This is a genomic window from Flavobacterium sp. (genome assembly GCF_039930565.1).
In the GTDB taxonomy this organism is placed as follows: Bacteria; Bacteroidota; Bacteroidia; order Flavobacteriales; family Flavobacteriaceae; genus Flavobacterium.
Genome location: NZ_JBDTTP010000006.1, coordinates 48,037 through 70,581, shown reverse-complemented (window position 1 = coordinate 70,581; position 22,545 = coordinate 48,037). Strand labels below are relative to the sequence as shown.

Here is a 22,545-nt window from a genome sequence, read left to right as displayed (position 1 = left end):
CCTATTTTTGTTTCTTAGCAGTGATATTTTAGTAAGACTTTAATGATGTAGATTTTGTTAGTTTTTGATAGTCAAATCATTATATTATTGTCTTTGAAAAGTAAAATACTGTTCAAATACCAATTTTTAATTTACCAAAAACAAACAAAAAAGAATAGCCTGTAAGTTCTATATATCAATTTATTGCCCCGTAAATTGCTTTTTTTAATTTAAAAAAATACCACCATGACTAAAAAATTACCTACAATTATTAGTTTATTATTTTCAAAACAAAACCAAAATACCACAAGAATGTTACCAACAAAGTCATTTGGCACTGCTGCTAAATGGCTTTGTTTTGTTTTGTTCTTTATGGTTTCGTTTGCGAATGCAGCAAATCGCTATACTGTTGCCAATGGAAATTGGAATTCTACATCAACTTGGTCAGCAACTTCTGGTGGAACTTCTGGTGCTAGTTTTCCTGTAGCTGGTGATGTTGTATTTATAGAAGCAGGACGTACCGTGACAATTACTGCCGATGCAGCTTGCACAAATTTAAACATTGCTTCGGGCTCTACTCTTATTGTTGGAGGTTTTAGTATTACTGTTTCTGGTACTACTATTGTTTCTGGTACTTTAACCCATAATAGTACAGCAGGAACTAAGACATACACAGGCTTAGTTACAGTTAATGGCATTTGGAATAATTCTGGAAATTCTGCTATAAATTTCAGAGGAGGTCTTACAAATAATGGAACATTTACAGCGGGTACAGGACTTCAAACATTTAATACTAGTGCTCAAGCAGTCTCTGGAAATATTACAATACCTAATGTAGTAGTTACAGGTGTCACTTTAACTAATAACGGCGTGCTTTCTGTTTCTACATTACTTTCGGGGAGTGGAACATTAACTAATGAATCTGGAAGTACACTATCAATTGGTGGTTCTGGTACCAATATTATGACGATTACAACTCTTGCAAATGCAGGTACCATGAATGTTGGAGGTTCAGGAATTGTAAATACTGCATTGGCTAATTTTACGAATACAGGGACACTTAATCTTGGGGGTACAGGCGCAATTACTGGAATTACAAATAATGCTTCAGGAACAGTAAACCTTGCTAGTTCAGGTGCTATAGGCACATTTAATAATGCTAATGCAACGAGTGTTTTGCAAATTACTGCAGCTTCTCCCAATATTACTACTCTTACAGCATCGACTGCCGGTAATACTGTAAATTATAATGCTGCAGGAGCTCAAACGATAAAATCTAATGCCTACAGTAATCTTACATTGTCCAATTCTGGTACTAAAACATTAGGGGGAGCTGTTACTACAGGTGGAGCTTTGACGCTGAATAATAATACAAGCTTAGACATGTCAACTTATTTGTTAACTTTAAACGGAAATCTTATAAATGGCGGGAGCGGGACAATAACAGGTACAACAGGAGGAGTTACAATCTCTGGTGGTAATGCTCAAAGCATAGGTGGATTTACGACTACAGGAAATGTTTCTATGTTAAAAACAGGTAACACTACTACGTTTACAGGAGCTGTAAATGGCGCAGGGTTAACTATAAATGGGTCCGGAGCAACACTTAATTTAGGGATTTCATTAACACATACCTTTACAGGAAACTGGATTAGAACTGCCGGAACTTTAAATGGAGGCTCAAGTGTATTAAAAATAGGTGGTGATATTAGCGGTAACGGAGGAACTTTTACTGCGGGTACAGGTACAGTAGAATTTAATAGGGCTGGCGCACAAAATTTGGGAACGGGTGCTATAACGTATAATAATCTTATATTATCTGGTTCAGGAACAAAGACTTTTGGAGCAATTGCAACGGTAAGCGGCAATTGGTCTATGGTGTCAGGACCTCTGGCTAATTTAGGAGGATTTACACACACAGCAGGAACACTTGTTTTGGGTGGGGCAGGTCCACTTTTAAATTCATGGGGATCAACAGCATCAGGTGCTGTGAATACAACCAATGATTATTTTACCGGGACAGGTATAATAAATGTTTCTGGTGCGCCATATCCTGCAATTGATAATAATTATGCTTCCTATTCGGGTAGTGGCGTTAGCGGTCAAGTTGCGGGTACATCTGGAGAGTATGCAGACCCACCAACAAATTCGTTACCAGGGTCACTAACACTTGCTGCTCCGGCAGGTTCTGCATTTATCAATGTTAAGTTTGCAAGTTATGGCAGCCCTGGAGGGACCTCTCCAAATTTTACGATAGGAACTTGTCATGCCTTTAACAGCCGAACAGTAACTACGGGTTTATTAGGTAATAATATAGCGACTATTCCTGCATCTGGTTCTTTCAATAATACATTTGGAGATCCTTGTTATGGTGTAGTGAAATCCTACAATGTAGTGGCAACTTACGCAGAACCATTTTGTACTACTTCTCCAATTTCTTCTTTTGTTATAGATGGTTCAACACCAACAGGAGGAAATAATACATATGCTTTTTTATGGGAGGTAAGTACAGCACCTAATAGTGGTTATATTCCGGCTTCAGGAACAAATAATGCTGAAGATTATACAGTTCCGGCAGGTATATCACAAACTACTTATTATAGAAGAACAGTAACTTCAGGTATTTATTCTGATGCTACAATTGTTATTGTACAAGTGACTACAGGTCCCCCTGTTCAGCCTACAGCATTTACTTCTGCTATAAATTGTGATGGTACCGCTACACTTTCGGTTAGTGGAGGTTCGCTTGGATTAGGAGGTTATGTTGAGTTTTATTCTGGTTCTTGTGGTGGTACGGTTGTGGGAACATCAAATGTTATTCCTGCTAATTTAGTCGTTAGTCCAAGTATGGGTAATACAACTTACTATGTGAGATATAAAAATAGTTGTGATAAAACCGCTGCGTGTAGAAATACAACAGTATCAAATACAACGGTTTCTATTTCTGCAGCGGCAAGTACAACTTCAGTTTGTTTTAGCACAACTTCACAAAATGCATCTCTGGCTTATACCGCGACTACTGGTACTCCTGATAGATATAGTATAACGTGGAATGCAGCTGCAATAACAGCTGGATTAGTAAATCAAACAGATGTTACTTTTCCTTTTGTCACAGGTGCAGGAACATTAAATACCATTGCTATTCCAGCAAATGTTGCTGCTGGGACTTATACGGGAACACTTACTGTAAAAAGAAACACTACAGGATGTGTGAGTTTTATGAATGTTTTTACAGTAACAGTTAACACTACGCCAACGCTTACTACAATTTCTGCACCTGCAGCATTATGTTCAGCAGGTTCAATCAATCCTTCAGTACCAACAGTTACAGCTAATGGTTCACCAGTTACCGCATCTGGCTGGCAATTGGAAACAACCGTAGGAGGAAATGTATTTTCCAATATAACAATTCCTTACACCGTTTCTTTTGCAGACAATGGTAAAAGAATTAGATATTATGCGACGAATAGTTGTGGCACCACATACAGTAATTTAGTATCGGTAACAGTTAACGCTGCACCAACGCTAACTACAATTTCTGCACCTGCAGCATTATGTTCAGGAGGTTCTATCAATCCTTCAGTACCAACAATTACAGCAAATGGTTCAACAGTAACAGCATCAGGCTGGCAATTGGAAACAACCGCAGCAGGAAATGTATTTTCCAATATAACATTTCCTTACACCGTTTCTTTTGCAGACAGTGGTAAAAGAATTAGATATTTTGCTACTAATAGTTGTGGTACTACATACAGTAATTTAGTATCGTTAACGGTTAACACTACGCCAACGCTAACTACAATTTCTGCACCTGCAGCATTATGTTCAGGAGGTTCTATCAATCCTTCAGTACCAACAATTACAGCAAATGGTTCAACAGTAACAGCATCAGGCTGGCAATTGGAAACAACCGCAGCAGGAAATGTATTTTCCAATATAACATTTCCTTACACCGTTTCTTTTGCAGACAGTGGTAAAAGAATTAGATATTATGCGACTAATAGTTGTGGCACCACATACAGTAATTTAGTATCGCTAACAGTTAACGCTACACCAACGCTAACTGCGATTTCAGCAATTGCACCATTATGTTCAGGAGGTTCTATTAATCCTTCAGTACCAACAATTACAGCAAATGGTTCAACAGTAACAGCATCAGGCTGGCAGTTGGAAACAACCGCAGGAGGAAATGTATTTTCAAATATAATAGTTCCTTACACGGTTGCCTTTGCAGACCTTAATAAAAAAATCAGATATTTTGCTACTAATGGTTGTGGTAGTATATATAGTAATGAGGTTGCCTTAACAGTTAATGCTGCTCCAACGATTACTTCAATTTCAACACCTGCTTCATTCTGCTCAGGAGATTCGCTGAACCCTTCAGTAACAACAGTTACAGCCAATGGTTCAACAGTTACAGCATCCGGTTGGCAATTAGAAAATACAGTTGGTGGAAATGTTTTTTCAAACCTGACTGTGCCCTATACAGTTGTCTTTGCAGACCATAATAAAAAAATCAGGTATTTTGCTACTAATAGTTGTGGAACTACCTATAGCAATGAGGTTACCTTAACAGTAAATAATGTCCCGACTATTTCTGTAATTTCAACACCTGCTGCATTGTGTTCAGGAGAATCGTTAAATCCATCTGCTCCAACTGTTACTCCTAATGGTGCGGCAGTTACGACATCAGGCTGGCAATTGGAAACAGCTGTAGGAAGTCTGGCATACTCAAACATAACAGTTCCTTACACTGTTTCTTTTGCAGACAATGGTAAAAAAATTAGGTATTATGCGGTTAATAGTTGTGGTACTGCAAACGGTAATTTGGTTAGTATTGTTGTTAACCCAATACCTACAGCTCCAACAGTAGGTACGGTAATAAATATTAGTTGTACAATAAATGCAGGAAGCATTCAATTAACTGGTTTGCCAAGTGGTAACTGGACGATTAATCAAACTGGAAATGCAATTGCAAGTTACGGAGGGAACACCCCAAATTTTACTGTGACAGGTTTGTCAGCTGGAAGTTATACTTTTACCGTTAATTCAAATGGATGTTCTTCTATTGCAACAGCTCCACAGACTATAGTAGATGTTTCTTCTACAACCTGGAATGGAACTGGATGGTCTAATGGAATTCCTAATACAACCAAAAATGCTATTATAGCATCAGTAACACCTAATTCTCCTTTTACATCAAATATAACGGCTTGTGCCTTAACAATTAATACTGGTGTAGTGGCAACAGTATCTACAGGGATAACCTTAACAATAATTAATGCCGTAACAACAAATGGACAATTAATATTCGAAAACAATTCGAGCCTTGTACAGGATCCTGCTACTATAGTAAACATTAATTCAGGAAGTATTATTTATAAAAGAGTTGCGACGGCAATGAAGAATTTTGATTTTAGCTATTGGTCATCACCGGTAGTTGGACAAAATTTATTGAATTTGTCGCCTAACACATTATCAGACAAGTATTTCTCCTACACAGGATCCGGCTGGAAGCAGGAAATAGCTTCATCAACTACTATGGCACAGGGTATAGGGTATATTATTAGAGTTCCAAAACCTAATTCTGTATATCCAAATACTAAAGATTTCTGGACCGGAAGTAATTATGCCCAGCCTGTTGAGTTTGTAGGAAAACCCAATAATGGAACTATTTCAGGACAGGCAGTAACAGCAGGAAATTTTTATCTTATAGGTAATCCATATCCATCAGCAGTTGATGCAGATGAGTTTTTGTATAATACTTCCTTAAATGGTTATAACAATAGTAATAATGTTATCTTAAATGGAACTATTTATTTTTGGACACACAATACTGCTATTCAACAAAGTGGATCACAATATATTTACAAATCGGATGATTATGCCAGTTACAACGGTACAGGCGGAACCGCTACTCAACCAGCTGCATCAGGCGGAAGTGCACCATCAGGGTATATAGCTGCTGGCCAATCTTTTTTTGGGAGTGCTAAAGCGGCGGGAACAATACAATTTAAAAACAACATGAGAGTTGCCAATAACAATGGACAATTTTTTAAACCCGCTAAAACATCTAAAAGCGCAAAATTAGAGAAAAGCCGTTTATGGCTTAACATGACCAACAGTGAAGGTGCTTTTAAACAAACTCTGATTGGTTATGTTACAGGAGCAACTAATGATTTTGATGGAGACTTTGATGGGATAAGTTTCGATGGAAACAGTTTTATAGATTTTTATAGTGTTAATAAGACAACTAAGTTTGTGATTCAGGGACGTTCTCTTCCTTTTGAAGAAAGTGATAGTGTTCCATTAGGATTCCGATCTAGTATTTCAGGAAATTTTACAATATCGATAGGTACAGCAGATGGTTTATTAGAATCCCAAAAAGTGTATCTTGAAGATAAGCAGACCAATATTATCCATGATCTGACAGAGAACAATTATGTTTTTAGTACAGCAAAAGGAACATTCAACGAAAGGTTCGTTTTAAAGTACACCAATAAAACACTTGGAACAGGAGATTTTGAAACTCAAGCTGATGATGTAGAAGTACTAGTCAAAAATAAAATTATCTTGATAAGTTCCGGAAAAGAAAACATTGCAAAAGTATTTGTTTATGATATTTTAGGAAAACAATTGTACCAAAAAGAAAAAATTTCTAATGTTGCACTGGAAATTGAAAATTTAAAATCTGCCCAGCAAGTCTTATTAGTTAAAGTAATTTTAAGCAATGGTTACCAGACAACAAAAAAGGTAATTTTCAAATAATTATAGTAGTACTTAAACAATCCGATACCGAAAGTATCGGATTTGTTGTTTATAATAAAAAAACAGAGGCACATCTTGCTTATAAATCACATAAGATTTTACTTATATAAATTTTCAAACCAAAAAACGTGCAGTAGTACATCGTGTATATTTGTTTTTAATCGAATATGTTTTTTTGGGTTAAAAAATATATTGCAGAACTATTATTTTTGTTTACTATAAGCATCTTATTTACATATAGATAAGATATTTTTCAAGATTTTAATCAGATAAATTTTTCTGAACAATTGAAAATATCGAATTTAAATACCATAGTAAATAATAGAAAGTTGCTTATAAAAACAAATTTAATACTATAAACTTACACAATGATTCAAAAAATATTTTTGATGAAACGCCCTTTATTATTAATAACATTAGGAATACTTTTTTTTATTACTCCTAAAGGAATGGGTCAGACTTCTGTAACACGTATTTATACAGACTGGAATGGATACTGGACATCAAACTCCACGAGTACTAATGTTGCAAATCAACCGAATAACGAAAACAATTTATTGGCTTTTTCCTGGAATGGAAAAACGTATGCCACAGGAGCAAATAATGCTGCATTAACAGCAAACTCGGTTTCATTTGAAAATTCGCGTTTCAGGGCTCTAAAAATACAATCCCTGCCTTCTGATGCAAGTTCCTATTACTTACAAGGTTCTAATATTGATGGTTCATTAACCAACAGAATATTAACTCCCCCAATTTCCGGAAGTGTATCTACACCGGCAGAGTTAGCCTCAAGACTTACAGATGGTATTAATGGATTAGCATTAGGCACCGGAATTGCAAATATAAAATCAGGTATTTCTGCTGAATTTAAAGTGGGTACCAATAATATACAATTGGGTGTGATTGGAGACGGTATCCCGGATATTATTGTTAGTCAGGTGGCTCAGCCAAATTCGGTAATTGATAACTTCAAGTTTGTCAATGCTTCAGGAGTTATTATTGGTAATGCTGTAAATGTCGATTTTAGTTCTATTCCGGCAATGGCAACTTACAGATTAGATTTATTTAATACTAATAATGGAACTCCGGCAACTGGTTTCAATGCAAATGATACCCGCGATATTAGGCTTTTGGCCATAGACTTAAATTCATTTGGAATTACAGATGCTACTGCGTCTCAGGTAGACCGGTTTATAGTAACTTTTTCAGGTAGTTCTGATTGTGCTTTTATTGCCTTTAATACGAATTCCCTAAAATTAGCCCAATTACGTTTAGTTAAAAAGGGTACTCTTACAGGATGTGGAAAATTAGGAGATATTATCAATTATACATTTGAAGTTACCAATACAGGTGACGTACCCATTACAAACATTAATGTAACTGATTTAATGCCTGGAGTGACAATAACAGGAAACCCGGTTTCATCATTAGCAGTTGGTGCAAAAACAACATTAACTGGTACCTACACTATTACAGCAGCAGATGTGGCAGCAGGAAGAGTCGTTAATTCAGCTAAAGTTACAGGATTAGATCCTTCATTAAATATAGTAGAAGACCTATCAGGGGACAGCAGTGTAAATGATAATGATATAGCAACGGTTACTAATTTATTAACCCCTCCTTCTGTAGGAACAATAACAAATGTTACTTGTAGCGCATTAGGAAGTGTTGTTTTAAGTAATCTTCCATCTGGAAACTGGTCATTACAAACAACTCCCGGAGGAACAACGTCAGGTTCCGGAACAACGACTACCATAAGTGGTTTAACAGCCAATACCTATACTTTTAAAGTTACGGCCACTGATTTTGGTTGTACATCTCCTTCGAGTGCAAATGCAATTGTAACAGATGCTTCTTCTACAACCTGGAATGGCACTTCCTGGTCTAACGGAGATCCTGATGCAAGAAAAAATGCTATTATAGCAGCAACAGACTATATATTTCCAGCAGGATTCAGAGCTTGTGCTTTAACTATAAATGGTGGTGTAGTGGCAACAGTACCTTCAGGAGTTACAATAAACATAACGAATGCTGTAACTGTTAATAATGCATCAGGTGCAAAATTAATCTTCGAAAACAATTCAAGTCTGGTTCAGGATCAAACTACTACAGTAAACATCAATTCAGGTAGTATTGTTTATAAAAGAATTTCTTCTCCCATGAAGAATTTTGATTTCAGTTATTGGTCATCACCAGTATCTGGACAAAATTTGTTGAATTTGTCACCTAATACCTTATCAGACAAGTATTTCTCTTATACAGGATCAGGATGGAAACAGGAAGTGGCTTCAACAACGTCTATGGCAGCGGGAATAGGTTATATTATTAGAGTTCCAAAACCTAATTTTTGGCCAATACCCACAGCTTCTTCTTATGTACAACCAGTTCAGTTTATAGGAAAACCTAATAATGGGGATATTACAGGACAGGCAGTTACCACAGGAAAATTTTACCTTATAGGAAACCCATATCCATCTGCACTCGATGCTGATAAATTTTTGTATGGCAATACTAATAACAAAAATATTTTAAACGGAACTATTTATTTCTGGACACACAATACCGCTATTAAAAAAGTAGGCACTCAAAACATTTATGTATCTGATGACTATGCAAGCTATAACGGAACAGGTGGAACCGCTACTTCAGGAGCGGCATCAGGTGGAAGTGCACCAACAGGATATATAGCTGCAGGCCAGTCTTTTTTTGGAAGTGCTAAAGCCGCCGGAACGATACAGTTTAAAAACAATATGCGTACAGCAGCCAATAATAGTCAGTTTTTTAAACCTGGTAAAACTGCCAAAACCGAAGAATTCGAAAAAAACCGTTTGTGGCTTAACATGACCAACAGCGAAGGAGCTTTTAAACAAACACTTATTGGGTATGTTACGGGAGCTACAAATGAATTCGATGGAGATTTTGACGGAGTAACTTTTGACGGAAATAGTTTTATAGATTTTTACAGCGTTAATAATACAGATAAGTATGTAATTCAGGGACGTTCACTGCCTTTTGAAGAAAGCGATAATGTTCCATTAGGATTCAGATCTTCTATTGATGGTAATTTTACAATAGCGATAGATAATGCCGATGGTTTACTAGAGTCTCAGAAGGTATATCTTGAAGATAAACAGACCAATATCTTACATGATTTAACAGAGAATGATTATACTTTTAATACTGCAAAAGGTACTTTTAATGACCGGTTTGTGCTAAAGTATACCAATAAAACTTTAGGAACAGGAGATTTCGAAAATTCAGAGGATGGTGTAAATATTTTTGTCAAAAATAAAATCATTTCGTTAAGCTCTGAAAAAGAAAACATTGATAAAGTATTAATGTATGATATTTCAGGAAAACAATTGTATCAAAAATTAATGATTTCGAATTTATCATTGGTAATTGATAACTTAAAATCTGCCCAACAAGTCTTATTAGTTAAAGTTATTTTAGAAAATGGACATGTAATTACAAGAAAAATCATTTTCAGATAAAATCCTGTAGATATGTAATAAAAAAATCCGATAGGTCTCTATCGGATTTTTTTGTTTTTATGAGTAAGTAAATATCACTAAATATTGGTATTGTAATGTTGCACCGTTAACAATATATTGCGAGTTAATTCGTATTAATTAACTTATTGCTTACCTTAGCTAATCTCCAATTCTAATGTCAAAATTTTACTTTGCTACATTTTTTTTTATTTTATTAAGTGTGAATAATTTTGCACAACAAGGAAAATTAGATTCTAATTTTAATACATATGACGATGGCACTTCAGGAGATGGGTTTGACAATGCCGTTAGAACTTTGGCATCACAGACAGATGGTAACCTCATAGCAGGCGGAGATTTTTTAAACTTTAATGGCAAGCCGCTTCCGTATTTATGCCGTCTGGAATCAGACGGAACTGTAGATCCAACTTTTGATACCGGTTCTGGTTTTAATGGAAAGGTATATGCATCTCATATTCAGCCTGATGGAAAAATAATTGCAGGCGGCAATTTTACAAGTTTTAATGGAGTACCAGCAGGAAGACTTATACGGCTGAATAATGATGGTTCTAAAGATACTTCCTTTAATACTGTAACGGGAGCAGCCAATGGCATAATATATCAAATTGCACAGCAAACAGATGGGAAAATTATTGTTTCAGGGAGCTTTACTAACTATAATGCAACAATAGTAAACAGAATTGCAAGGATTTTACCTGATGGAAATTTAGACCCTACATTTGTGACTGGTTTGGGTACATCTTCTAATATCACCAACATACAGATTCAATCAGACGGTAAGATTATTGTAGCGGGCAATTTCAATATGTTTAATAGTGTTAGTGCAAATAAGATAATTCGTTTAAATCCTGACGGCAGTATAGATCCTGATTTCTATTCAGGAACAGGCTTTGATGATGATTGTACTGCAATGATTTTACAAAATGATGGTAAAATTTTAGTCGGCGGTAAATTTACACAATATAACGGGGTCACAGTAAATCATATTACCCGGTTAAATTCTGATGGAAGTATTGATTCTGGGTTTTTATCAGGAACAGGATTCAATAATGGGACAGTTTATGCCATAAAAACAGATATTTCAGGTAATATTATGTTAGGAGGTTCCTTTTCCGATTTATATAATGGTTTAGAAGTAAACAGACTGGTTTTATTAAATCCGGACGGAACTCCTAAATCGGATTTCAATATCGGGTCGGGTCCAGCTTCTGCCTCTGTTTTTGCCTTAAATAATACTTTGGATGGATCTTGGTTTATTGGAGGATCCTTTTCGATTTTTGATTCTAAAAATCAGGGAAGGCTTGCAAAAATAGAAGCTGATGGGATACATGATATAGGGTATCTTACTGCAGGTGTTGGTTTTGATAATTCGGTTTTAAAAGTTTTATCCTTAGGTGTTACTAAATCAATAATAGCAGGAAATTTTTCCAAATTCAACGGGATTTTATCATCAAGAATTGCCCGGATTTTTTCAAATGGCGTTTTGGACGCTACTTTCAATGCAGGTAAAACAGGTGCTAATAATACAATAAAAACTGTAGCTCAACAGCTTGATGGTAAAATGGTATTAGGCGGAAGTTTTACGGCCTACAATGGCTCAATCTCCAATAGGATTGTCAGGATTTTGTCAGATGGAGAAATTGATAATGACTTTATCACAGGAGATGGATGTAATGGTCAGGTGTTGGCTGTAGCAATTCAGTCTGATCAAAAAATTATTGTTGCAGGCAGCTTTACAAAATACCACAGCACCACTTCAGGCAGAATTGTACGATTATTGCAGAACGGTTCAATTGATACCAGCTTTAATACTGGTTTAGGTTCAGATGCTTCTATAGAGGTAATTTTAGTTTTGCCTGATGGAAAAATTCTGCTGGGAGGAAGGTTTAATACTTTTAATGGACAGCCACATTCACGATTAGTGAGATTAAACAGTGACGGAAGTATGGATACCGGTTTTACTATTGGTACAGGATTCGATAAAAATGTATATGCCATGGACTTGCAATCTGATGGGAAAATTATTGTGGGAGGTTCATTTTTAATTTATAACGGAATATCACAAAAACGTATTTTACGCTTAGAGAATAACGGAATTTTAGATTCCACTTTTGAATCCGGAACAGGTTTTAGCAATGGCGATGTCAGAAGTATTTTGGTACAGCCAGACAATCGTATTTTAATAGGAGGAACATTTTCAGGGACTTATACCGGCCATTCTTCCTTACGATTATTACGATTGCAGGCAAAAGGCACTTATGATCCATCATTTGTTGTATCGCTAAATAGTACATTATATACCATGGCTTTTACAGCCGATAAAAAACTTATGATTGGGGGAAATTTTAATTCGGTTTCAGGAATTGCCAAACACCGCATTGCTCTTTTGAAGTTATGCAATAATAGTTCGAATTGGGATGGCTCAAACTGGTCTAACGGAATTCCTTCAGACGGAAAAGAATTGACATTTCAGGAACATTATACAATTTCTGCTTCAGTAAATGCATGTAGTTGCAGTATAGATTCCGGTATGACAGTAACAGTTTTGAGTGGTAAAACTTTAGGATTAAGTCATAATTACACAGGATCAGGAATCCTGGTTTTAGAAAATGAAGCATCTTTATATCAATCAGATGATGAAATGATTAATACAGGAATAATTCATGTAAAAAGAAAAACAACTCCAATTTTAAAGTTTGACTACACCTATTGGTCGTCTCCGGTAGAGAATCAAAAATTGATTGATGTTTCTCCAAATACTTTATCGGACAAATTTTTTTCTTATAATAATGTTCTGAAAAACTGGAATCAGGAAATTCTCTCAGCAATAATGACTGCCGGAAAAGGCTATATTATACGAGGCCCGCAGAATTTTTCTACTGCTATTCCTGCCATTTATGAAGCAGTTTTTAAGGGCATTCCAAACAATGGAAAAGTAAATGTTGATATTGGTGTTTCAGACAGTTATAATCTGATAGGTAATCCTTATCCTTCAGCAATTGATGCAGATGCTTTTTTAATAGAAAACTCAGAGAGAATAAAAGGAACGCTTTATTTCTGGACACACAATACACCAATTACAAATAATATGAACAGCTATATATACACTTATAATGATTATGCTGTTTATAATTTGCTTGGAGGAGTGGGTACAAGACCAGCTTTAGCATCCGGGGTAAATGAAACAGAACCAAATGGAACCATTGCTTCCGGACAATCTTTTTTTGCACATAGCATAACATCCGGAGAGGTGAAATTTGACAATAGCATGCGAATAATTGAGGGAAATGCGTCTTTTTTTAAGCCGGGTAAAAATATAAAGAGCAAAAAGAGTAAGGAGCAAAAGAGTAGAATATGGTTGAATCTAACCAATAAAGATGCTGTTTTTAAGCAGCTTTTGGTTGGATATGCTGAAGGAGCAACCAATAAATATGATGCTTCTTTTGATGGTGAAACGTTTAATGGCAATCAATATGTAAATTTTTATAGTACCAACGAAAACAAAAACTGGACAATTCAGGCCAAAGGATTGCCTTTTCAGGATGAAGATAGTATTCCGCTGGGTTATCAGACTGAGCTAAATGGTGATTTCTCTATAACTATTGATCATTTAGACGGAATTTTTACAAATCAATCGGTTTTTATTGAAGACACGAAAAAAAATATACTACATGATTTAAAGAAAGGACCTTATGCTTTCGCAACAGAAAAAGGAGTGTTTAATGATCGCCTTGTTTTAAAATTTACGGACAAAACATTATCGTCTGATGAATTTTTATTAAATAAAAAAAACGCCCTTGTTTACCAGAAAAAAGGGCAGTTAATTATAGAATCACAGGATTCAATTATTCATAAAATTCAGATCTATGACGTTTTAGGAAAATTAATTTTAGAACAAAATACAAATCAAAATTCAGTAATAATTTCAAATTTGAAAATTAAAAACCAAATTTTGATCCTGAAAATTATAACTGAAAACAACGTAGAAACCAAAAAAGTAATTTATTAGACTTCATTCATTAAATGATCATGTGTATTCTGAATTGCTTTTTCATTTTTATAATCAATCCATTTTTGTCCTTTGAATTTTCGCATTAAAATATCAAAATGGCGCATAATTAAAACATTATAAGCCGCCTTTGATAAATTGGTAATATTCTTAGGAAAAGAACGCAGGCTCATAGAAAATCCCGGAGTCAAATATTTCATATAATGCCAATAACCTTCGGGCATGTACAGCATTTCGCCATGTTTTAAATTGGTAATATAACCTTCGGCATTTTTTAGTGCAGGAAATTTTTCAAAATCAGGCGCATCAAAGTCAATATCTTCCCTTGAAATCAAGGCATGCGGAACTTTATACATGTATTTGGACTGATCAGGAGGAAAAATCATACATTGTTTTTCTCCATGAAAATGAAAATGAAGAATATTGGAGTAGTCAATATCATAATGCATAAACACTTTTGAGTTTTCTCCACCAAAAAAAAGCATAGGAAGTTGTCTGACCAGTTTCAAACCAATATCAGGCCATAAAAAATCATTTTTTAGAACCGGGACATCTTTCATTAAGTTGTAAAGGAAAATGCGATAATTAGTGGGTTTTTCTTCAAGCAAATCGATATAATCACTCATTTTCATTGAAATATGGGCTTCATTAAAACCATCTTCGTGGTGAACAGGCCTGTTATCATACAGAGGCACAACCTTATCGCCTGCAATTTCTTTAATATAGGATAGTTTCCATTTAGTATAGGCTGGCCAGTCTTCGGTCAGTTCCTCAACAACAACAGGAATTTGGTTTTTTACATATTGGGAAATAAAATCAGATTTAGATTTTTTTTTTACCCTTTCGATTTGTTTTAAATTCATCTCTTCTAATAAAAATTATTCTGACGCTTAAGTCAGAACCAATTTAAAATTATTTTTTGCGACGGATGAACTCATTTGCTTAAATTTTTAACTTCATCAAAACGGAAGATTATTAAATTAAACCTGTTTGATAAAATTAAAAACCTGTCAGGCTGAGCGGAGCCGCAGCCTTTTTAAGTCAAAAAGCCTTCGGCGAAGTTTATCCGGAGTAAATTCAAATGGTCTCAGTGTAAAATCATTACTTAGATTATAAAGGATGTTTACTATCAATTTTACAAGATCTGATCTGTTTTTTCATCAAATCAAATTTTTTGTCAATTCACCTTACGAGTAGTTTTGTAACAGACTGAATGTCTGCATCTTGGTTTTTTGGTAATAAAATAATTATAATTTTTTAGCACAAGAGTTGTTTGCAACGGATGAACTCATTTGCTTAAATGTTTAACTTTATCGAAGCTTAAGAGCTTAATAAATGTTACTTTAAAGTCTTTTTTGTTCTTCAGTTTGTTCCCTGTTTTTTTCGCTCAGTTTTTGATTCCCAATATTGTATTTAAACCCGATCCTGAAATTCTGAGTATCACTGTAATCAGTAAAATAATTATATTGATTGGCATAATTCGTTGTCACAGTTTGTTTTTCTCCGCGATAAACATCAGAGAAAAGAGCAAAAAATTCCCATTTTTCATGAAAGGCCTTTTTACGGAAAGCAAAATTCAGACTTGTTGACTGACTAATAGTAAAAGTGCCCTGAACGGATGGGGAATTATAATAAAAATTGGCTTCGGCGGTACAATCTTTTTTCTTGTTAAGTATAAATCGGTTATTGATACTCCCGTTAAATTGCCAGCAATTGTTCTGGTAGATTTTTTTATCAATACCCTGAAAAGTATCCTGAGTATAATTTATCCCGGATTCAATTCCGGATTCCCACCATTTAAATAGAACCAGATTCGTATTGAAGTCCAGTCCGAAAGCAGTGTTTTTTTCAATATTCGTAAGATGATACACAACCGTAGTCGTTTCATAATCCTGATAGGAAATTTCCATAGACGGATTCTTTTCCTGTCTGTAATACAAGTCAAAATTGTATTTATCTTTTAAAGTATAGGTCAGGTTCAGGTTGTGAATAATCGTAGGCTGCAATTTAGGATCTCCGATAAAATAAGAATAGGAATTATAATAAGACCGAAAAGGATTTAACCAGCTGTATTGCGGTCTGCTGATTCGTTTTCCGTATGAAAATCCAATTTGATGATTTTCATTGGCTTTGTAAAGTGCATAAAACGTTGGGAAAAGTTTAAAATAATTCTGTTTGTTTATTTCTGTTATACTCACAGAATTACCTTCTAGTTGGGTGTGTTCTCCTCTCAATCCGGCTTTCAGTGTCCATTTTTTGATTTCTTTATTGTAGCTTATGTAACCGGCAAAGATAGATTCATCATATAAAAACTGATTCGTTCTCTCTGCATTTTCTATTAGTTCACCATTAATTGCGTCTTTAAAATTAAGCTTGCTGTCTGCTTTTACCTTTCCAAATTTCACTCCTATTTCGATACCTTTTTCTTCATTTGAATAATCTGACTGGGCTGAAAATAGTTGGATTTTTTGAGTATTGTCACTAACAAAACGCGTTTCACGGTAAGGAATACTGTTAGGTAATGAAAATGAAGAAAAAATATCCTGATTCTCATTATCAAAGTATCGTGTATAATCAGAGGAGAAAGAAAGCTTTTTCTTTTCGCTGAATTTGTGGTCATAAGAAAAATTATAAGCACTGTTTCGGGATGCGTTTTTTCTTTTGTTTTGAGTCACATATAAAGAGTCTAACTGTCCGTTGCGATCATAAATATAAGTTGGGACATTATAAAAACCATTAAAATTGGGAGACGAGGAACCTGTTACTCCAAATGAAACAGTATTCAGGCTGTCAATTTCATATCCTGAATCCAGTCGATAGGAATTTTGAGGCGTTGATTTGTTTTTTCTTCTCAAACTACTTTCCCAGACAGAATTAGTCTCGCCGGAATCATCCAGATAATGAACAAAATCCTTTCCTTCGCGTACATAAGTTCCCGAGCCTAAAGAATATCTTCCTGTCAAAGAAAGTTTTTTTCCTTTGTAAATATGGCTTGTTGAGACAACTCCTTTTGGATAAATAGACTGTACATAAGATCCGGTAACAGTTCCTTTATAACCTAATTTAACATTTTTCTTTAACTTAATATTTAAAACGGTAGCTCCCTGCGCTTCATATTTTGCCGGCGGATTTGTAATTACTTCAATCGATTTTACATCTTCTCCATTTGTGTTTTCCAGAAATTGTTTTAATTCATCACCAGTTAAATACACCTTTTTATCGTTTATAGTAACCAGGATGCTGGTACTCCCGCGTACCGTGAGGCCTCCATTTCCCATCGTAGTAACACTTGGCGTTTTACCCAGTATTTCCCATGCATTATTAGTAGAAAGTGATGAGTTTTCTACAGTGAATTCTAAGCGGTCAATTTTTCTTTTTACAATTGGTTTTGATGCCGTGATTTGCACATCATTCAGCATTTCTGCAGCCTGCTCCAGAACCACCGGAGAAAGTTCAGTATCAGTTTGAAGGTCAATATTGAGATGTTTTTCAGAATGACCAAGCGAGGTGATTTTCAAAATGTAGTTTCCTTTTTCAATTTTCATTATTTTAAAAAAGCCTTTTTCATCTGTCTGGGTGCTTTTATAAAGTGTTGAATCCTGTGGTTTCAATAAGGTGATTGCTGCAAAGTCAACGGGATTTTTTTTATAGTCTAAAATTGTTCCTGAAATTTTTTGCTGTCCGGTTCCTATAAAAGGAAAGAGTATAAATAATAAAAGATACTGTCTCATAATGTTGTGATGATTTGTTTGGTGCAAATCTCTGAAACCTCTTTTGAGTATTGGGTTAATAGACGGTTAACGATGGGTTAAAGGCGTTTTGCAAAATTCAGATCTAAGAACAATTGCAATATACTCCCCAGGTTTTCATGAGATTGATTCCATAATTGGGTTAATGAAGGGTTAATCACGGTATTTATTGAATGAGCAAATGATTATTAAAGTAGATTTGCCATGTTAATTCTTTACATCATGCAAAAAAGAAAGAAAATTGCGTATCTAATTGGAGCCTGTATTTTTACAGTGATTGCGCTAGCTGTTATTCAGGGATATTTTATATACAATACCTATAAACTTACAGAAAGGGAAGTCAATGTTAAAATTAAAAAGCAACTAACAGAACTGGAAGATTACCCTGAATTTGATGCTATAAAAGATGTTTGGCTGGAGACTTCGGCAAAATTTGCCAAAGAATATATTGATCAGAAAATATCAAAAAAAGAATACGTTAAACTAATTCAAAAAAGTCATGATTCGCTTTCGAATGCTATGAAAACCCATATGCAAAAAAGGAAGAAAACTGGAGATTATGATATTGGCTACAGTGATTATCTGATGTCATTGGTAATTGTGAAAAACAATAAAATCGACACCATCTATAAGGGTAAATTGTTAATTTTTGATAATAAAGTCAAGAGTAATAATGAAATTTATTCTTCCAGCGGAAGTTGGGAAAACAAAAATAAATCAGAAGATTCAAATGCTGTTGTTTCAGAAAACAGGGATTATGCACTTTTATTAAAAACACAACAATACTATAGTTTTGCAAGCTGGCAAAAAACGATTTTAAGTAAAATGGCGGGTTTGCTTTTGTTCTCGCTGGTCCTGATGTTTTTTGTAGTGTATCTTTATTATCTCTCCATTAAGAATTTAATCAATCAAAAACGAATTGCGGATATAAAAACCGATTTTGTAAACAATATTACACATGAGTTTCAAACCCCGCTGGCAACAATGGATATTGCAATAAAAACATTGCAGCGCAAAGAAAGCAGGATGTCTGATGAAGACTATAAAAACACATTGTCATTGCTTGAAAGACAAAACAAAAGACTTCAGAAGTTATTTGTGCAGGTTGCCGCAGTTTCCCTGAAACCCATTGCAGATACGAGTTCTCAAATAGAAATTAGTTGTAAAGAAATTAAGGAAATTATAGAGGACTTCAGTCTTTCTAAACCTGATGTTGTAATTAAGTGTAATCAGAAGAATGAAGCGATTAATGTAAAAATCGATCGTTTCCACCTCAATACAATTCTGGTAAATCTTTTGGATAATGCCGTAAAATACGGAGCTTCACAAATAGATATTGAATTGAATTGCATTGATGGAAATTTTTTACTGGCCATAAAAGATAACGGAAAAGGGATTTCTCCAAAAGAACATGCAGCAATTTTTGATAAATTTTACAGAGCCGAAAAAGGAAATCTTCATACCACCAAAGGTCTTGGTCTTGGATTATTTTATGTAAAACAATTAGTTGACGCCTATAAAGGGGATTTGAAACTGATTAGTGAAGAAAATAAAGGAGCCTTGTTTTTAATTTCAATTCCGTTATAATGAAACATATTTTGTTAGTAGAAGATGATTCTGATTATGCTTCAATTTTGAAACAATATCTTCAATTTTCTGGATTTAGGGTAACCTGGGCGAAAAATGGTAAAGAAGCTTTATTGGGTCTTCCGTCTGCTCAACCTGATATTTGCATTTTGGATGTCATGATGCCGGAAATGGACGGTTTTAGTTTAGCCGAAAAGATTGTTGAAGATTATCCGGAAACGCCTTTTGTTTTTCTAACCGCAAAAGCACTTCAGGAAGATAAAATCAAAGGTTTAAAATTAGGAGCAGATGATTATATCGTAAAACCTTTTGAAGTAGAAGAATTGATTTTAAGGATTGGCAATATCTTAAAACGATCTCAAAAAAGAGAAGAAAAAGAGGCTTTGCAAAAGACACTCCTTATTGGAAGTTACCTTTTTGATAATGAAAATTATGTGTTAAAACACGAAACAATAACCCATCGGATTACAGAAAAAGAGGCACAATTGATTGCTTTTTTAAATTCAAATCGAAACAGACTTATTAAGAGGGAAGAAATTTTAAAAGCAATCTGGGGTAATGAAGATTTTTTTTCCGGAAGAAGTATGGATGTCTTTATCAGCCGATTGCGGAAATATTTTAAGGAAGACTCCAACATATCAATTTCTAGTGTCAGAGGATTGGGTTTTGAATTTACTATTAACGAATAAATCAGACAAAATGAAAATTATTACAGTACTTATTTTTATGGCCATTAGCTTTTTAGCAAACTGCCAGAGCAAACCTGCAGTGCCAAAAACTCCAAAAACCACTACCACGAGTTCCAGCTCATCAGTTTCAATTCAAAATTCAGATTCATCTTATAGCTTTAAGGCAAATTTTGATTCGGATAAAAATGAAAAAGTAAAAAGAATACTGACAGAGAATCTGGATAAAAAACAGATGATAAACAAAGGTCAGAATCTTGTTTGGCAAAAATCAGATGATAATGAAATTGCTTATACGGTCACTTTTAAAAATGGAAGTTTAAAAATGAATGTTGATAAGGAACTGAGTTCAGGCAATGCGATTAAGAAATTTATTGAACTCGGAGAGGAATTAAGAGAGACAATTTCAAATAATTAAAACAAAAAAATGCTTTTGACAACTGAGCCAAAAGCATTTTTTTATGAATTGTAATATTCATTTATACCTTTAATTTTCCGGAGGCCTCCAGGTTTTTTTCAATAGTATGTCCGGGTCTTGACCATTTTGGTTTTTCTCCTAAAGGAGCAAATTGAGAATCTTCTGCTTCAACGGTTTGAGGCTGAGAAACTTTTACAAATGGTTTTTGTGGAATTAATCCTAACATTTCAAACATTTTCATGTCTTCGTGTACATCAGGATTTGGTGTTGTAAGTAATTTGTCTCCTGCAAAAATAGAATTGGCACCTGCAAAAAAGCACATTGCCTGACCTTCACGGCTCATATTGGTTCTTCCTGCAGATAAACGTACTTGTGTATCCGGCATTATAATTCTGGTCGTTGCTACCATACGGATCATTTCCCAGATTTCAACCGGTTTTTCTTCCTCCATCGGAGTTCCTTCAACAGCTACCAAAGCATTAATTGGTACGGATTCCGGCTGCGGGTTTAAAGTAGAAAGTGCTACAAGCATTCCGGCTCTGTCTTCGATGCTTTCACCCATTCCGATGATTCCTCCACTGCAAACGGTAACATTTGTTTTACGAACATTCTCGATAGTCTGTAAACGGTCTTCAAAAGAACGTGTAGAAATAACATCTTTATAATATTCTTCAGAAGTATCTAAATTATGGTTGTAGGCATATAAACCGGCTTCTGCTAAACGCTGAGCCTGGTTTTCGGTAATCATACCTAAGGTGCAGCAAACTTCCATGTCTAGTTTGTTGATGGTACGTACCATTTCCAGTACCTGATCAAACTCTTCACCATCTTTTACATTTCTCCAGGCAGCTCCCATGCAAACACGTGATGAACCGCTTGATTTTGCACGCAAAGCCTGTGCTTTTACCTGGCTTACACTCATTAAATCGTTTCCTTCAACGCCTGTGTTGTAACGTGCTGCCTGTGGGCAATAGCCACAATCTTCAGGGCATCCTCCTGTTTTAATGGATAGCAGGGTAGAAACCTGAACCACATTTGGATCGTGTTTTTGCCTGTGTATTGTTGCTGCTTCATACAGCAGATCCATCATGGGTTTATTATATATGGCGATTATTTCGTCTCTTGTCCAGTTGTGTTTTGTAATGCTCATTGATACAATGTTTTTTGAAGCTTCAAAAGTAGTTAAATTGTTCTAATCAACCAATGATGATTTTCTTAAATGAGTATTTGGGAGTTATTTTAAAAAAAGAAACACTCTAAAACCATATATTTTAATTTTTTTATGATTTTAGAGTGTTAATCGCCGGTTATTTTAAAAAATTAATCGGCTGCATATTTATTATTCCAGTATAACATCATCATCATGGTGACAATTACAGAGGAGGCAATTCCTTCAAATAAGAGACAAATGCAATAAGTGGGTACAGATGGGTTTCCTCCAAACATAAAAGCTTCAGACAAGGTTCCCACATAGGCATCTCCTCCTCGTGCATAACTGTAAACCAGTAATCCGAAAACGCTCATCGATACCCCCACGATGGATGTTGCCATGGCTGAAACAGCATTTGATACAAAATTGGTTTCTCCTTCCCGAAGGTTCATTTGCATGGTTCTGTTGACACCATAAAATATAAAAAATACATTCAGGGTACGCAGATAAAAGAGATCAGCTAAACCTAGTACATTCATCAGCAAAAAATAAATGGCAATACCAAGGAATATTAAAAAACCATTGGTAATTTCTTTTGGTAATTTCATAGTGGTTATTTTTAAAAAAGGTTAATAGTAATCTTTTGATAAACAGTGTAGTATATCAAATTTACTAAAAAAATAA

10 protein-coding genes are annotated in these 22,545 nt (G+C 34.9%); 6 read left to right on the top strand and 4 right to left on the bottom strand.

Features of this window, described 5'->3' with window-relative positions; translation table 11 throughout:
- Window positions 1–225: 225 nt before the first annotated feature.
- The 3 genes from ABI657_RS03270 (at window position 226) to ABI657_RS03260 (ending at window position 14,271) form a co-directional block, all read left to right on the top strand.
- On the top strand, window positions 226–6,747 hold the full coding sequence (locus ABI657_RS03270; RefSeq protein ID WP_348095805.1) for a T9SS sorting signal type C domain-containing protein: 6,522 nt from the start codon (window positions 226–228) through the stop codon (window positions 6,745–6,747).
- Between the two features lie 389 nt (window positions 6,748–7,136).
- A complete protein-coding gene (locus tag ABI657_RS03265) occupies window positions 7,137–10,241 on the top strand; it encodes a T9SS sorting signal type C domain-containing protein (protein WP_348095804.1) in 3,105 nt (1,034 codons plus the stop codon).
- A 175-nt stretch (window positions 10,242–10,416) separates the two neighbouring features.
- Window positions 10,417–14,271 (top strand): calcium-binding protein, encoded by a 3,855-nt coding sequence (locus tag ABI657_RS03260; RefSeq protein WP_348095803.1) that lies wholly within the window; start codon window positions 10,417–10,419, stop codon window positions 14,269–14,271.
- Here ABI657_RS03260 and ABI657_RS03255 read toward each other — a convergent pair.
- Together ABI657_RS03255 and ABI657_RS03250 are read right to left on the bottom strand one after the other, a co-directional pair.
- A complete protein-coding gene (locus ABI657_RS03255) occupies window positions 14,268–15,134 on the bottom strand; it encodes a cupin-like domain-containing protein (protein WP_348095802.1) in 867 nt (288 codons plus the stop codon). The genes ABI657_RS03260 and ABI657_RS03255 overlap by 4 nt on opposite strands.
- A gap of 480 nt (window positions 15,135–15,614) precedes the next feature.
- On the bottom strand, window positions 15,615–18,002 hold the full coding sequence (locus ABI657_RS03250; protein WP_348095801.1) for an outer membrane beta-barrel family protein: 2,388 nt from the start codon (window positions 18,000–18,002) through the stop codon (window positions 15,615–15,617).
- Window positions 18,003–18,242: 240 nt separating this feature from the next.
- Between ABI657_RS03250 and ABI657_RS03245 the strand changes: the two genes are divergently transcribed.
- Genes ABI657_RS03245 through ABI657_RS03235 form a run of 3 tightly spaced genes read left to right on the top strand, consistent with a single transcriptional unit; the run spans window position 18,243 to window position 20,711 of the window.
- Entirely contained in the window at window positions 18,243–19,607 is a 1,365-nt protein-coding gene (locus tag ABI657_RS03245; RefSeq protein ID WP_348095800.1) for a HAMP domain-containing sensor histidine kinase, read from the top strand.
- Window positions 19,607–20,296: a response regulator transcription factor gene (locus ABI657_RS03240; protein ID WP_348095799.1), complete on the top strand. Its 690-nt coding sequence runs from the start codon at window positions 19,607–19,609 to the stop codon at window positions 20,294–20,296. The genes ABI657_RS03245 and ABI657_RS03240 overlap by 1 nt, the downstream gene beginning before the upstream one ends.
- Before the next feature lie 10 nt (window positions 20,297–20,306).
- Window positions 20,307–20,711, top strand: coding sequence for a hypothetical protein (locus tag ABI657_RS03235; RefSeq protein WP_348095798.1), 405 nt, complete (start codon window positions 20,307–20,309; stop codon window positions 20,709–20,711).
- Between the two features lie 61 nt (window positions 20,712–20,772).
- On the opposite strand, the gene bioB is transcribed toward ABI657_RS03235, so the two are convergent.
- Window positions 20,773–21,861, bottom strand: coding sequence for a biotin synthase BioB (bioB, locus tag ABI657_RS03230; protein ID WP_348095797.1), 1,089 nt, complete (start codon window positions 21,859–21,861; stop codon window positions 20,773–20,775).
- A 170-nt stretch (window positions 21,862–22,031) separates the two neighbouring features.
- Window positions 22,032–22,469, bottom strand: a complete 438-nt coding sequence (locus ABI657_RS03225) for a hypothetical protein (protein ID WP_348095796.1) — start codon at window positions 22,467–22,469, stop codon at window positions 22,032–22,034.
- Between the last annotated feature and the right edge of the window lie 76 nt (window positions 22,470–22,545).

What these genes read in the sequence shown, in the direction of transcription:
- ABI657_RS03250 (WP_348095801.1), bottom strand. Translation starts at nt 18,002, where the DNA reads ATGAGACAGTATCTTTTATTATTTATACTCTTTCCTTTTATAGGAACC.
- ABI657_RS03235 (WP_348095798.1), top strand. Translation starts at nt 20,307, where the DNA reads ATGAAAATTATTACAGTACTTATTTTTATGGCCATTAGCTTTTTAGCA.
- bioB (WP_348095797.1), bottom strand. Translation starts at nt 21,861, where the DNA reads ATGAGCATTACAAAACACAACTGGACAAGAGACGAAATAATCGCCATA.
- ABI657_RS03255 (WP_348095802.1), bottom strand. Translation starts at nt 15,134, where the DNA reads ATGAATTTAAAACAAATCGAAAGGGTAAAAAAAAAATCTAAATCTGAT.
- ABI657_RS03260 (WP_348095803.1), top strand. Translation starts at nt 10,417, where the DNA reads ATGTCAAAATTTTACTTTGCTACATTTTTTTTTATTTTATTAAGTGTG.
- ABI657_RS03240 (WP_348095799.1), top strand. Translation starts at nt 19,607, where the DNA reads ATGAAACATATTTTGTTAGTAGAAGATGATTCTGATTATGCTTCAATT.
- ABI657_RS03270 (WP_348095805.1), top strand. Translation starts at nt 226, where the DNA reads ATGACTAAAAAATTACCTACAATTATTAGTTTATTATTTTCAAAACAA.
- ABI657_RS03245 (WP_348095800.1), top strand. Translation starts at nt 18,243, where the DNA reads ATGCAAAAAAGAAAGAAAATTGCGTATCTAATTGGAGCCTGTATTTTT.
- ABI657_RS03225 (WP_348095796.1), bottom strand. Translation starts at nt 22,469, where the DNA reads ATGAAATTACCAAAAGAAATTACCAATGGTTTTTTAATATTCCTTGGT.
- ABI657_RS03265 (WP_348095804.1), top strand. Translation starts at nt 7,137, where the DNA reads ATGAAACGCCCTTTATTATTAATAACATTAGGAATACTTTTTTTTATT.